Below are 13534 nucleotides of genomic sequence, written 5' to 3'. Positions count from 1 at the left end.
CGGTTCCAAATGTCGTGTCAAAATGCGGCTGAAGCGAACCTGAACTTGGGTCATTACCCGGCGCGAATGAGGCGGAACCTTGACGTTGCATCTTCGCAACAGCGAAATGTCAGCAGCCATTTCATGCTGCGCTGCACACCGCTTGGTGCAAGGAGTCCCGCATCCTATATTGCGGTCCGGCGGGTCCGACTCCAAGACGAGTCGGCATGCCGAACCGGGCGTTTCGCCACAATGCTGCCCCAGGTGCGAATGCCGTTTAACGCATGCAGGGCCATATTTCGTCGGCGTCGTGTTTTCGGGCCGAAATTGAGGATTGACAGCAGATGAGCAAAGCCACTGCCGCGGCGCTGGTGACGGGCGGGGCGAAACGTATCGGCAAGGCAATCGTCGAAGACCTTGCCAGCCATGGTTTTGCGGTCGCCATCCACGCCAATCGCTCGAGCGATGAGGCGGATGCCTTGGCCGCGGGAATCAACCGATCCGGCGGTCGCGCAGCGGTGGTAAGCGCCGACCTGACGGACATGGACGCCGTCAGCGACCTCGTCGGCCAGGCCGAAGCCGCGCTGGGCCCGATCTCGCTGCTGGTCAACAACGCTTCGCTCTTCGTCGACGATTCCGTTGAGGATTTCGACTGGCAGGCCTGGGACCGCCACTTTGCCATTCACGTGAAAACCCCGGCGCTGTTGGCGCAGAATTTCGCTCGTTCCTTGCCGGAAGGGCAGGAGGGGCTGATCGTCAACATTATCGACCAGCGCGTCTGGCGCCCGACGCCGCGCTATTTCTCCTATGCGCTGTCCAAGTCGGCCTTGTGGACCCAGACGCAGATGTTGGCGCAGGCACTCGGCCCGCGCATTCGCGTCAACGCGATCGGTCCCGGCCCGACGCTGAAAAATGTGCGCCAGGACGATTCCGACTTTGACGCACAACTCGCCGGCCTGATCCTGAAGCGCGGCCCCGAATTGCCGGAATTCGGCGCCACCATCCGCTATCTCTGGAAGGCGCGCTCGGTCACCGGCCAGATGATCGCGCTCGATGGCGGCCAGCATCTTGCATGGCAGACGCCCGATGTGACAGGCATGACGGAATGAGTCCTCTCGATCACAAGAACAAGGGGCGCGGCGGCGCCGATGATCTGCCTCCCGAAATCGACCTCGAGGATGAGGCGCTGGAGGAGATCGTCGAACCGGCCGGCCCGGATGTTGCCTTCACGGCCATCGACTGGACGCCGCATGCCGGCGATGCCGAAGGCATGGTCGGTGCCGAGGTGATCCAGACCCTGGTCAAGCGGCTGCCCAATGCGCCCGGCGTCTACCGCATGATGAACGCCGCCGGTGACGTGCTCTATGTCGGCAAGGCGCGCAGCCTGAAGAAGCGCGTCACCAACTACGCGCAAGGCCGGTTCCACACCAACCGCATCGGCCGCATGGTGCGCGAGACGTCGACGATGGAGTTCGTCGTCACCCGCACCGAGATCGAGGCGCTGCTGCTTGAAGCCAATCTTATCAAGCGCTTGCGGCCGCGATTCAACGTTCTGATGCGGGATGACAAGTCATTCCCGTATATCCTTTTGACCGGCGACCATGTTTCGCCCGGCATCTACAAGCATCGCGGCGCGCGATCGCGCAAGGGCGACTATTTCGGCCCCTTTGCCTCGGCGGGCGCCGTTGGCCGCACCATCAATTCGCTGCAGCGCGCCTTCCTGCTGCGCAGCTGCACCAATTCGTTTTACGAGAACCGCACGCGGCCGTGCCTGCTTTACCAGATCAAGCGCTGCGCCGGCCCCTGCACCGGTGAAATCTCGCATGAGGGCTATGCCGAACTGGTCGCCGAGGCGAAGGATTTTCTGTCCGGCCGCAGCCAGAAGGTGAAGACCGAGATTTCGGCGGCCATGCAGCAGGCGTCTGAAGACCTCGATTTCGAACGCGCCGCCATCTATCGCGACCGGCTGGCGGCCCTGTCGCATGTGCAGAGCCATCAGGGCATCAATCCGGCGACCGTCGACGAGGCCGATGTCTTCGCCATCCATCAGGAAGGCGGCCAGGTCTGCATTCAGGTGTTCTTCTTCCGCACCGGCCAGAACTGGGGCAACCGCGCCTATTTCCCGAAAGCCGATCCTGCCTTGGAGGGATCGGAAGTGTTGGGCTCGTTCCTGGCGCAGTTCTATGACGACAAGCCGACACCGCGTGCCATTTTCCTGTCGCAAACCGTCGAGGACCAGGAATTGCTGGCGGAGGCACTCTCCACCCGCGCTGGCCGCAAGGTGGCGATCTCGGTGCCGCAGCGCGGCGAGAAGAAGGATCTGACCGACAACGCCCTGCAGAACGCCCGTGAGGCGTTGGGCCGCAGGCTGGCCGAAACCTCGACGCAAGGGCGGTTGCTTGCCGGTTTCGCCGAGACCTTCGGCCTGGCCAAGCCGCCGGTGCGCATCGAGGTCTACGACAACTCGCACATTATGGGCACCAATGCGGTCGGCGCCATGGTCGTGGCGGGACCGGAAGGTTTTGTCAAAAACCAGTACCGGAAATTCAACATCCGCTCGACCGAGATCACGCCGGGCGACGATTTCGGCATGATGCGCGAGGTGATGGAGCGGCGTTTTTCGCGATTGCTCAAGGAGCATGGCGATGTTGCCGTGGCCGACGATGCGGCAGGCGAAGCGGCCGATGATATCGAAGACGATATCTCCGGCAGCTTCCCGGCCTGGCCCGACGTCATCCTGATCGATGGCGGCCAGGGCCAGATGACGGCGGTGCGCAAGATTCTCGCCGATCTCGGCATCGAGGACCGCGTCGTGGCGATCGGCATCGCCAAGGGGCAGGACCGCGATGCCGGCCGCGAGCGATTTTTCGTCAAGGGCAGGGACTCGTTTTCGCTGCCGGTGCGCGACCCCGTGCTCTATTTCGTCCAGCGCCTGCGCGATGAGGTCCATCGCTTCGCCATCGGCTCGCACCGGGCGCGGCGCAAGAAGGAGATGGTCAAGAGCCCGCTCGACGAGATCGCCGGCATCGGCCCCGGCCGCAAGCGCGCGCTGCTGCTGGCATTCGGGACCGCCAAGGCGGTCAGCCGTGCGGCCATCGAGGATTTAAGGAAAGTCGACGGCATTTCCGAACAGGTCGCCAAACTGGTCTACAATCATTTCCACGAAAGTTAGAAAATTCGGCAGTTTCAGCTGGCCAGTCGAATCTGGCCTGTTGACCCCCTACATTGGCTTCTGATTTGAGTACGCAGGCAGAAAGAGTCCACCACATATGGCCCAGCGCGCGTTCAACCTGCCCAACATGCTGACCTACGCCCGCATCATCGCGGTGCCGCTGGTGGTGCTGTGCTTTTTTCTCGAAGGCCATCTGAAATCGAGCGACTTCGCCCGCTGGTCGGCGCTGGTCATTTTCCTGCTGGCGTCCATCACCGATTATTTCGACGGCTATTTTGCCCGCGCCTGGCAGCAGACCTCCAACATCGGCAAGATGCTCGATCCGATCGCCGACAAGCTGCTGGTCGCCACCTGCCTTTTGCTGCTTGCGGCCGACACCGACCGCCACGCTGGCATTGCCGGCTGGTCGCTGTGGGCGGCGATCATCATCCTGTGCCGCGAAATCCTGGTTTCTGGCCTGCGCGAATATCTGGCGGCACTCAAGGTCTCGGTGCCGGTGACGCAGCTTGCCAAGTGGAAGACCACCATCCAGATGGTCGCCATAGCCTTCCTGCTGGCCGGGCCCGCCGGCGACAAGATTTTCCCGCTGACCACGCAAACCGGCCTGGTGCTGCTGTGGATCGCGGCACTCGTCACGCTCTATACCGGCTACGACTATTTCCGCGCCGGCCTCAAGCACATTATGGACGAGTGAGATGACGACCCGTCTCATCTATTTTGCCTGGGTGCGCGAACGGATCGGCATGCCTGAAGAGGATGTCGAATTGCCCGCCGGCATCGAGACGGTCGCCGACCTCTTGCGCTGGCTGCAATCGCGCGGCGAGGGCTACGAACACGCGCTGCAATATCCCGACGTGATCCGCGTTGCCATCAACCAGGAACATGTCGACCACCGCGAGAAGATAGCGGGCGCGCGTGAGATCGCGCTGTTCCCGCCGATGACCGGGGGCTGACATCCATGTCGGCCGCCCTGGTGCCGAGCGTGCGCATCCAGCGCCAGGATTTCGACGTCGCCGCCGAGATCGCCGGGCTGACGCAAGGCCGCGCCGACATTGGCGCCGTGGTCACCTTCTCCGGCCTTTGCCGGGACGAGCGGGGCGCGCTCTCGGCGTTGGAGCTCGAACATTATCCAGGCATGGCGGAGGCCGAGATCGGCCGCATCGCCACCGAGGCGGTGCAGCGCTGGCCGCTGCAAGGCCTTACCGTCATCCACCGCCATGGCAAGATTCGACCTGGTGAGAACATCGTGCTGGTGGTGGCCGCCTCGGCGCATCGCCAGGCGGCCTTCGAGGCGGCGAACTTCCTGATGGATTATCTGAAGTCACGGGCACCCTTCTGGAAGAAGGAGCATCGCACCGATGGTTCCGAGGGCGGTTGGGTCGAGGCCAAGGAAGCCGACGCCCAAGCGGCGAAGCGCTGGAAATCGCCCTCCGAATAAATCCCTGTCGCAGCCATGCATTGACCGCAATCCTTTGGCCAATTGCGTAGGGTTGATCAACCCGGGGATAGGCAAACCGGGGCAAGGGAGGTGGTCATGCTGGGCAGGCTCGCGGAGTTCTTCGTCTTCGGTTTCGTGCCTCTGGTCGTCGGCATGCTGGCGGTGCCGGAACTGTCCGTGGCCGCCGAAAAGGCGGTGAGGGGCGAGGTGATCTATCGCGAGCGCATCGCCCTGCCGCCCAGCGCCGTGCTTTCCGTCCAGCTTGCCGATGTCTCGCTGGCCGATGCGCCGGCCAAGATCATCGGCGAGCAGACTGTGAAGCCGGCTGGCCAGGTGCCGATCAGCTTCGAGATCAAGTTCGATCCGTCTGTGATCCAGCCGCAAATCACTTATGCACTGCAGGCCCGCATCATCGTCGACGGCAAGTTGATGTTCATCTCCGATGTGCGTCATCAGGTCGATCCACTGACCGATGCGCCGCAGACCATCATGCTCAAGATGGTTGCGCCAGGCACCGAGCCGGCGGCTTCCGTCTTTGGTCAGCTCTGGGTGGTCGACTATGTCGACGGCATTGGCGCCATCACCGCGCCGCAGGCGACGTTCCGGATCAGCGAGGCCGGCAAGGCCGGCGGCAGCGGCCCCTGCAACACCTATTTCGCCACGGCCAAGGTCGATGGCCAGGCGATCGCCATCAGCGAGATCGGCTCGACCTACAAGGCCTGCGCACCCGAGGTGATGGTCGAGGAAAAGGCGTTGTTCGATGCCTTGGCCAAGGCCGCGTCCTACAAGGTCGATGCCGGCAAGCTTGCCATATCAGACAAGGACGGCCGCGAAATCCTGCGCTTCAGCGCCGCGAGCTGATTGCCAAATGAAAAGGCCGGCGAAGCGCCGGCCTTTCCAAATCAGACTTGATGATATCGGCTCAGCCGACGACCTCGGTGTCCGAGAACCAGTACTTGATCTCCTGCGCGGCGGTTTCCGGGGCGTCGGAGCCGTGCACCGAATTCTCGCCGATCGACAGCGCATGCACCTTGCGGATGGTGCCTTCGGCGGCGTTGGCCGGGTTGGTGGCGCCCATCACTTCGCGGTTCTTGGCGATGGCGTTCTCGCCTTCCAGCACCTGGACGATCGTCGGGGCCGACGACATGAATTCGACCAGCTCGCCGAAGAACGGACGGTCCTTGTGCACGGCGTAGAAGCCTTCAGCCTCGCGGCGGCTCATCCACACGCGGCGCGATGCGATGACGCGCAGGCCGGCGTCTTCCAGCATCTTGGTGATGGCGCCGGTGAGGTTGCGCCGGGTTGCGTCCGGCTTGATCATTGAAAAGGTGCGTTCGAGCGCCATGGGTCGTCCTTGTCTGAGAATGGAATTGAGAGTGGCGGGCTCTATACAAGCCGCCCGGAGCCAGAGCAAGGGGTGAGGAGCGGTCCGCAAAGCGGACGGAAAGCCAATTGCTTGGCTTCCGAGTGACGAACGCCCGAAGCGATAGCGAAGGGTCGGAACAGTGCGTGTTTCTATGCAAGGCTGGTGTCGACAAGGTGAGCCCAGAGCCGACATCAGGTGGCTGCACAGCAACGCTTTGCTTGCTATAGTCACGCGTCGGCGCCGCGCTGAAGTCGGCCCGAATGGAGACAACATGACCATGGCAGACGATCGTCAGGAGCGTATTCGCAACCGCGCACATCAGATCTGGCAGGAAGAGGGGCAACCAGCCGGTCACCACGAACGCCATTGGCACCAGGCGGCCGCCGACATCGATCGGGAGGATGCGGGCAAGCCGTCGGCAGCTAAGCCGGCCAAGAAGGCATCTGGCGCCAGCAAGGCCAAAGCCGCCCCCAAGGAAGAAAAAGCTGCCGCGAAAGCCAGCAAGCCGAAGACCAGCAAGCCAAAGAAGGCGGCCAAGTAGGGCCCGCTATTCTGCCGCTGATTTTCGCCATGGATTGATCGCGCCCAAGCTGCCTGCGGGCAGGCGTCTTGCGGTCGTCAGGCCGCCGCGGCGACCTTTCGTCCCAGCCCGCCATGCAGGTCGAGGCAGCGGCAGAACCACTGCGCCACGACATCGCTGTTTTCGAGCAGCTGATAGGGCGTGGCGATGCGCGCCCATTGCAGCGCGCCGAAGACGATATAGTCCGCAAACAACGGCGCGGCGCCGCCAATGAAGGGTTGGTAGGCCAGCATCGAGCGCAGTGGCTCAAGCGACGCCCGAAACGCCGTCAACCCGGCGTCGCGCGCCGCGACGACGTCTTCCAGCCGCCTGCCCAAGCGCTGCTCGCGGCTCTGGCGGAAATAGGCAGCGTTCTCCTCGTCCTGCATGGTGTGGAGATCGACGATCGCGGCAGTGGTGACATAGGGGTGGATGGTCAATTGCGACCAGCGCTCGATGAAGCGCGCCATCGCCTTGCCGCCTTCGCCGCCAAACAGCGTCGGCCGGTCCGGATAGGCCTCGTCGAGATAGAGCGCGATGGCGAAGGAATCGATGACCACCTTGTCGCCGTCACGGATCACCGGAACGGTCTTCGAAGCGCCGCCTTCGATGGTGGGCACCTCGAGAAAACGCGTCGGCGCGGTTGAGATATCGAGCCCCTTATGCGCCAGCGCCATTGTCGCCTTCCAGCAATGCGGACTGAACGGACGGCTCTCGTCACGCCCGACGAGATCATAAAGCAGAATGGTCATTGGCGCAGGTCCCTTTGCGGTCTAGGTATCGCTCGCGACATCCCGAAAACGGGGCGGCGGGAGAAACGATGAAACAGCACTTCATGATGTTTGCTGCGTACAATCAATGGGCCAATGGCCGCATCTATGATGCCGCCGCCGATCTCGATGAGGAGGAATTCAATCGCGATGTCGGCGCCTTCTTCGGCTCGCTGATGGGCACGCTCAACCACCTGCTCGCCGCCGATCGCATCTGGATGAAGCGCTTCACCGGCGAAGGCGATGCGCCGACGGCGCTGGATGCCATCCTGCACCGGGCCTTGCCCAATTTAAGGATGGCGCGCGAGGCGGAGGACCGGCGGATCATCGACTGGCTCGGCGGCTTGGGCGACAAGGCGCTGTCGGGCCGCTTCACCTATATGACAGTGTCGGATATGCGCACCGTCTCGCAGCGTCTGGCGCCCGCGCTGGCGCATGTCTTCAACCACCAGACCCATCATCGCGGCCAGGCGCATATGATCCTTACGGTTCTCGGCCGCCCGTCCGTGCCGCTCGATCTGGCGCATTTCCAGCGCACCGAAGAGGGCAGAGCATTCGCCTGATCCAGATTGTTTCGTTCTAAATCCGAGGGCGAGCGGCCACCGCAGCACCGCTTTACATCAGGCCATTCGGAATTTCACACAGCTTCGGAAGCCAGGTCGCGGATTTCGCTATCCAACTGGCGTTGCGTCAAGGCTGCTTCCGCCATGACCCATTGTTTGAACAGCAGCACCTTGCGTGCGGCAAGGCTCTTGTTGGGGGAGACGAAATACCAGCCTGCACTGTTTGGATGGTGGACGGCGAAAGGAGCAATCAGCCTCTCGGCGCGTATGTCGCTGGCCATATAGGCACGGTTGGCCACGGCAAAGCCCATTCCGGCATTGGCCGCCTCGTAAGACATCATGCACGAGTCGAAATAGATGCTTTTGGTTTCGCTGAGCACGAAGCTGGCGCCGGCGAAACCAAGCCAGGATTGCCAGTTCTGGGTGCAGGTGTCGGAATGCAGCAGCGTGAAGTGTTTGAGGTCGTCCGGTGTCACCCTTGACACCGGCTTGTGGCCGAGAACCTCATGGAACAGCTTGCGGCTGCACACCGGTGTCAGGTCTTCCCGAAACAGCAGATCGGATGGCAGCCCGTTGAAATGGCCGTCGCCATAACGGATTTCGAGATCGAAATCGGAGGTCGCGAACTCATGCGTCGCGTAGGAGGTCGAAACCCGCATCACGATATCGGGGAATTGCCGCTGGAACTCCGGCAGGCGCGGAAACAGCCAGCGCGCGGCGAAGGTCGGCAGCACGGATATCTTCAGGACATGTTCCTGCGATTGCCCGGTCGCCTCCATGCTGGCGGCGACGATCCGCTCCAGCGCCTCGCGAACGCGCGAGACATAGGTCTCGCCTTCCGGCGTCAGTGACACCGCATTGCCGCCGCGCTGGAAGATCTTGAAGCGCAGCTGATCCTCCAGGCTCTTGACACGCTGGCTGACCGCCGAAGCGGTGATGAACTGCTCTTCGCCGGCTCGCGTGAAATTGCCGTGGCGCGCAGCACTCTCCACGATTTTCAGCGAATTGAGGTTGACCTGACTGAGCAGACGCACGGGTTTCGACCTTAAGCTTGGCTTACAGTAGCACCAGCATTCCTAATTTTACAGGGGGGGCTAATTTAATCGACTGTTAACCAAGTGTTTGCCCCCCACTTGGAGAAGTACAATGAACGCACATACCATACCCGAACTGCGCTATGCGATGAGCCGCGAGGCCATTATCGGCCATGAAACCGCCTGGAAAATATCGAGTTTCGGCGTTGCGCAGTATCTGCATGGCTATGATCCGGCCCTGCTTGCAGCGATCGAGGAGGCCGCTTTGAAGCTCAAGGCCAGCCATGCGGTGCACAAGCACCTCGATCTGACCTTCATCACGGGTGCCGACCGTTTCATCCCCGAAATCAAGGAGTTGCTGCACGACAAGCTGCGCCTGGAGCGGCTGTCCGACATGATGGGCACGAAGCTGGAGCCCTATCCGCTGTCGATCGTCGGTTCGACCGTCACCTTCATGAATCCAAGGGACGGTGCCGTCGAATGGCATTGCGATGGCGTTCCGGTTACCGAGCTCATTCCGCTGTCGATCAGCGATCCGCTGGTCGGTGGCCATCTCGAAATCTATTGCGACGATTCCGAAACCGGCCGCGCCATCCTGGAATCCGGCCGCGAGATTCCGCGCAACCGCATCATGCGCATCGATCACAAGATGAATTACGCGACGCTCGGCCAATTCCTTGGCGTCCTGCATCGCACGGCGCCGATCCAGTATGGCGACCGCGTCACCCTGGTGCTCAACCAGCGTTCGGTGGCCAAGCCCTATGTCGACGATAACCGCATGTTCTATCTTGCCGCCGACAATGACCACGACCGCGAATGGGTCAACGAGCTGGCTGAAGATGTTTGGACCAACCAGCTGCCGGCCTATCGCCGGTTCGAGGCGGAGCATCCCACGCCCGCCCCGGCTGCCGAAGCACAGGTTCCGGGTGGAGCCAGGGAATCATGGTAGCGAAATCCGCGCTGGTCTTTGCCGCCGGCGCGGTGGCTTTGTGGTCGACCAATGCCCTGGTCGGCAAATCCCTGCTGGCGACTCATCCGGTATCGCAGGTGCAGTTCCTGCAATTTGCTGGAGCTGCACTGGTCTTCGCCCTGATCCGGTTCACGAGCCGGGAAGGCGCCCCGCCGGTAGGGCCCAGCGGCGTGTTCGCAGCGTTCGTTGTCGGCCTCATCGGTCTGGTCGGCACCATGGTGCTGCAATACATCGCCTTCGCCTCGATGCCGGTGATCGAAGCCAATCTCATGGCCTACACTTGGCCCCTGATGGTTGCAGCGGCAGTGATCGCCTTCGAAAATCCGCGGCGTCCGGCTTTGCTGGGTCTTGCCGCGGCTCTTGGGTTCGTCGGCGTCGCCCTGGTGATTTCGGGAGGGCGTGATCGCACCTGGTTCCAGGGCGATCTCGTCGGCTATTTCGCCGCATTCGGGTCCGCGCTGTGCATGGCGTTCTATTCGGTGACGGTGGGACGGCTCGGCACGTCGCCGGAGCGACTGTTGCTGCCCTCGTCGCTGGTCGGCGTCGCCTTGACGCTTTTATGGTCCGCTCGTGAAGGCGTTGCCTGGCCCGCCGGTGTGGATCTGGCGCTTGGGCTCTATCTCGGCGCCGGCCCGATGGGGCTGGGTTACTATTTCTGGTCGCGCGCCTTGAAGCTTGAAGGCAGCGGCAAGGTGGCCGTCGTCGCTTATCTCACGCCGATCGCGTCGACGCTGCTGCTGATCCTGTCCGGTGAACGGCTGACGACGACCGCCATTGCCGGCGCCGTCCTCGTCATCGGCAGTTGTATCGCGGTCGGCCTGGAACGGTCGGAGGCGCAAGACTATGTTTGACGACAATGAACGTCTCGCCAGGCAAGAAGCGCATTGGCTCATCAAGGAATTTGGCGCCGAAGCACCGCTTTATGCTGCAATGAAGGCCGAAAAGGCGATTGAGCAGAAGGATTTCGGGCGCTGTGCTCGCTGGAAGCGTATTCTTGAGATACTGGCTGATGGCCGGACAACCAAGTCTGCCGCGTCGAAGTATTAGATTTTCTAATTTGCACGACGTCGATTTTCAATAAAAATAGTTGACGTCAAGTCTTGATTCGTTTTGGAGCTTGGCGGTCCGTTGGGGGACGCGGTTAAAGAGATACATCGACAAAAGTCTTCGCTGGGGTGGATGACTTTGTCGCAAATAGGGTGAAAGAATTGTCAAATATCGAGGATAAGACCGTTATCGAGCTAACGGCCGATATTGTCTCGGCCTATGTAGGCAACAATCCGCTTCCGGCTTCCGGCCTGCCTGACCTGATTGCCAGCGTCAGCGCATCGGTTCGAAAGCTGGCTGGTGCGGCCGTCGTGGAAAGCCCGAGCCTTGTTCCGGCTGTAAATCCGAAAAAGTCGGTGTTTCCCGACTACATCGTCTGCCTGGAGGACGGAAAGAAATTCAAGTCGCTCAAGCGACACCTCAGGACAGACTATGGTTTGAGCCCGGACGACTATCGGGCCAAGTGGGGCTTGCCGCCGGATTACCCGATGGTCGCGCCGAATTACTCGGCGACCCGTTCGGCGCTGGCAAAGTCGACAGGGCTTGGCCGCAAACCGGCAGCACCGGCCGTCGTGGCCAAGGCGACAAAGCGCAGCAAGGCGACTGCCTGAGGCTTGCTGACCGGTATGGCAAGCCGCTGACCGGTCGCTTTGACGGCACGATTGCGCGCCGTTTCCAAACCTTGTGCGGCCAACTGGCCCGCAAGGTCTTGCGAAGCGTTGGTGTCCGGTGCAAAAGCGCGGCCATGCTGATCATCAATGACCTTTCGCTCCGCATGGCCGGGCGCCTGCTTCTCGACCATGCCTCGCTGACCTTGCCAGCTGGCACCAAAGCCGGCCTTGTCGGCCGCAACGGCACCGGCAAGACGACGCTGTTCAAGGCAATCACCGGAGATTTTCCCTCTGAGACCGGCTCGATCAGCCTGCCGAAGAACACGCGCATCGGCCAGGTGGCGCAGGAAGCGCCGGGAACCGAGGACCCGCTGATCGAGATCGTGCTCAAGGCCGACCTCGAACGCACGGCGCTGCTCGAAGAGGAAAAGACCGCCACCGATCCTCACCGCATCGCCGACATCCACATGCGGCTGGCCGACATCGACGCGCATTCGGCCGAGTCCCGCGCGGCCACCATCCTGGCCGGCCTCGGCTTCGACGATGCCGCGCAGCGCCGTCCGGCCTCATCCTTCTCCGGCGGCTGGCGCATGCGTGTGGCGCTCGCCGCCGTGCTGTTTTCGGAACCCGACCTTCTGCTGCTCGACGAGCCGACCAACTATCTCGACCTCGAAGGCACGCTGTGGCTGGAAAACTATGTGTCGAAGTATCCGCACACCGTGCTTCTGATTTCGCACGATCGCGATCTGCTCAACCGCGCCGTCAATTCGATCGTTCATCTCGACCAGAAGAAGCTGACCTTCTGGCGCGGCGGTTACGACCAGTTCGAGCGCCAGTATACCGAGCAGAAGGAATTGCAGGAAAAGGGCCGCGTCAAACAGGAGGCCGCCCGCAAGCACATGGAATCCTTCGTCGAGCGTTTTCGCGCCAAGGCGTCCAAGGCCAGGCAGGCGCAGTCACGGATCAAGGCACTGGAAAAGATGAAGCCGATCGCGGCCATCGTGAACGATTCGGTGCGGCCGTTCTCCTTCCCGGAGCCGGTGAAGACGGTGGCGTCACCGATCGTTGCCTTGAGCAACGTCAATGTCGGCTACACCGAGGGCCAGCCGATCCTGAAGAAGATGACGCTGCGCATCGACGCTGACGACCGCATCGCGCTGCTGGGCGCCAATGGCAACGGCAAGTCGACCTTCGCCAAATTGCTGTCTGGCCGGCTCAAGCAGGAGAGCGGCACGATGACGGTGGCGCCCGGGCTGAAGGTGGCGATCTTCGCCCAGCACCAGCTCGACGATCTGCGTCCGGAAGAAAACGCCTATGAGCATGTCCGCCGGCTGATGCCGGAGGCGCCGGAATCCAAGGTGCGCGGCCGCGTCGCCCAATTTGGTCTCACGACCGAGAAGATGAATACGCCCGCCAAGGACCTGTCCGGCGGCGAGAAGGCACGCCTCTTGATGGGCCTGTCGGCCTTTGAGGGACCGAACCTGTTCATCCTCGACGAGCCGACCAACCACCTCGATATCGACAGCCGCGAATCGCTGATCCATGCGCTCAACGAATTTCCCGGCGCCGTGATCCTGATTTCGCACGATCGTCACTTGCTCGAAGCGACGGCCGACCGGCTGTGGCTGGTCAAGGACGGCGCGGTCAACCCGTATGACGGCGATTTGGAGGACTACAAGACATTGGTCACCGGCGTGTCCGGCGACCGCCGCGGCAAGCGCGAGGCGGACAAGGCGTCGAAGGCGGATCGCCGCCGCGATGCAGCCGCACGCCGTGCCGCCTTCGAACCGCTGGCCAAGGAAATCCGCGCCACCGAAGCGCTGATGGACCGCATCCGCAAGCGCATCGACGGCATCGAGGACGAACTGGCCAATCCGGCGATCTACGAAAAGGATCCCTCGACCGCGACACGCCTGGCCAAGGAACGCTCGCAGCTTGCCCAGACACTCGCCGGTCACGAGGAGAGATGGCTGACCATGTCGGCCGAGTATGAGGAAGGCACGGCGGAGTAGGGCTAATCTTCCC

The 13534-nt window shown here is 62.2% G+C and carries 16 protein-coding genes; 13 read left to right on the top strand and 3 right to left on the bottom strand.

Features of this window, described 5'->3' with window-relative positions:
* The first annotated feature begins 323 nt into the window (after positions 1–323).
* The 6 genes from CKW40_RS24900 to CKW40_RS24875 all read left to right on the top strand — a co-directional run bounded on the left by CKW40_RS24900 (position 324) and on the right by CKW40_RS24875 (position 5450).
* Positions 324–1088, top strand: a complete 765-nt coding sequence (locus tag CKW40_RS24900; RefSeq protein WP_095202486.1) for an SDR family oxidoreductase — start codon at positions 324–326, stop codon at positions 1086–1088.
* A complete protein-coding gene (gene uvrC, locus CKW40_RS24895; protein ID WP_095202485.1) occupies positions 1085–3151 on the top strand; it encodes an excinuclease ABC subunit UvrC in 2067 nt (688 codons plus the stop codon). Before CKW40_RS24900 ends, uvrC begins: the two co-directional genes overlap by 4 nt.
* 97 nt (positions 3152–3248) lie before the next feature.
* Complete coding sequence (gene pgsA / locus CKW40_RS24890) at positions 3249–3845, top strand: CDP-diacylglycerol--glycerol-3-phosphate 3-phosphatidyltransferase (protein WP_013896263.1); 597 nt, start codon at positions 3249–3251, stop codon at positions 3843–3845.
* A 1-nt stretch (position 3846) separates the two neighbouring features.
* A complete protein-coding gene (moaD, locus tag CKW40_RS24885; RefSeq protein ID WP_027034532.1) occupies positions 3847–4104 on the top strand; it encodes a molybdopterin converting factor subunit 1 in 258 nt (85 codons plus the stop codon).
* Between the two features lie 5 nt (positions 4105–4109).
* On the top strand, positions 4110–4589 hold the full coding sequence (locus CKW40_RS24880) for a molybdenum cofactor biosynthesis protein MoaE (RefSeq protein ID WP_095202484.1): 480 nt from the start codon (positions 4110–4112) through the stop codon (positions 4587–4589).
* Positions 4590–4685: 96 nt separating this feature from the next.
* Entirely contained in the window at positions 4686–5450 is a 765-nt protein-coding gene (locus CKW40_RS24875; RefSeq protein WP_095202483.1) for a YbaY family lipoprotein, read from the top strand.
* A 61-nt stretch (positions 5451–5511) separates the two neighbouring features.
* Here the strand turns inward: CKW40_RS24875 and ndk are convergent, their stop codons facing one another.
* The gene (gene ndk, locus CKW40_RS24870; RefSeq protein ID WP_095202482.1) at positions 5512–5934 is read right to left on the bottom strand and encodes a nucleoside-diphosphate kinase; all 423 of its coding nucleotides are present in this window, start codon (positions 5932–5934) and stop codon (positions 5512–5514) included.
* A 292-nt stretch (positions 5935–6226) separates the two neighbouring features.
* Here ndk and CKW40_RS24865 point away from each other — a divergent pair, with 292 nt between their 5' ends.
* A complete protein-coding gene (locus CKW40_RS24865; protein WP_095202481.1) occupies positions 6227–6496 on the top strand; it encodes a DUF2934 domain-containing protein in 270 nt (89 codons plus the stop codon).
* 77 nt (positions 6497–6573) lie between these two features.
* Here CKW40_RS24865 and CKW40_RS24860 read toward each other — a convergent pair whose 3' ends face one another.
* The gene (locus CKW40_RS24860; protein WP_095202480.1) at positions 6574–7266 is read right to left on the bottom strand and encodes a glutathione S-transferase family protein; all 693 of its coding nucleotides are present in this window, start codon (positions 7264–7266) and stop codon (positions 6574–6576) included.
* Between the two features lie 68 nt (positions 7267–7334).
* Between CKW40_RS24860 and CKW40_RS24855 the strand changes: the two genes are divergently transcribed.
* Complete coding sequence (locus tag CKW40_RS24855; RefSeq protein ID WP_095202479.1) at positions 7335–7847, top strand: DinB family protein; 513 nt, start codon at positions 7335–7337, stop codon at positions 7845–7847.
* Positions 7848–7921: 74 nt separating this feature from the next.
* Here the strand turns inward: CKW40_RS24855 and CKW40_RS24850 are convergent, their stop codons facing one another.
* On the bottom strand, positions 7922–8881 hold the full coding sequence (locus CKW40_RS24850; RefSeq protein WP_095202478.1) for a LysR substrate-binding domain-containing protein: 960 nt from the start codon (positions 8879–8881) through the stop codon (positions 7922–7924).
* Positions 8882–8993: 112 nt separating this feature from the next.
* On the opposite strand from CKW40_RS24850, the gene CKW40_RS43910 reads away from it, so the two are divergent.
* The 5 genes from CKW40_RS43910 (at position 8994) to CKW40_RS24820 (ending at position 13521) form a co-directional block, all read left to right on the top strand.
* Positions 8994–9830 carry a hypothetical protein gene (locus tag CKW40_RS43910; protein WP_179298100.1) on the top strand — a complete coding sequence of 279 codons (837 nt, stop codon included), beginning with the start codon at positions 8994–8996 and terminating at the stop codon, positions 9828–9830.
* Positions 9824–10702 (top strand): DMT family transporter, encoded by an 879-nt coding sequence (locus CKW40_RS24835; RefSeq protein ID WP_095202477.1) that lies wholly within the window; start codon positions 9824–9826, stop codon positions 10700–10702. The genes CKW40_RS43910 and CKW40_RS24835 overlap by 7 nt, the downstream gene beginning before the upstream one ends.
* On the top strand, positions 10695–10898 hold the full coding sequence (locus tag CKW40_RS24830; protein WP_095202476.1) for a hypothetical protein: 204 nt from the start codon (positions 10695–10697) through the stop codon (positions 10896–10898). The genes CKW40_RS24835 and CKW40_RS24830 overlap by 8 nt, the downstream gene beginning before the upstream one ends.
* Positions 10899–11059: 161 nt before the next feature.
* On the top strand, positions 11060–11509 hold the full coding sequence (locus tag CKW40_RS24825) for a Ros/MucR family transcriptional regulator (protein WP_095202568.1): 450 nt from the start codon (positions 11060–11062) through the stop codon (positions 11507–11509).
* 134 nt (positions 11510–11643) lie between these two features.
* On the top strand, positions 11644–13521 hold the full coding sequence (locus CKW40_RS24820; protein WP_095202567.1) for an ABC-F family ATP-binding cassette domain-containing protein: 1878 nt from the start codon (positions 11644–11646) through the stop codon (positions 13519–13521).
* The last annotated feature ends 13 nt before the right edge of the window (positions 13522–13534 follow it).

This window comes from Mesorhizobium carmichaelinearum (assembly GCF_900199455.1).
Classification (GTDB): Bacteria; Pseudomonadota; Alphaproteobacteria; order Rhizobiales; family Rhizobiaceae; genus Mesorhizobium; species Mesorhizobium carmichaelinearum.
This window is presented reverse-complemented; position numbering and strand designations above follow the sequence as displayed.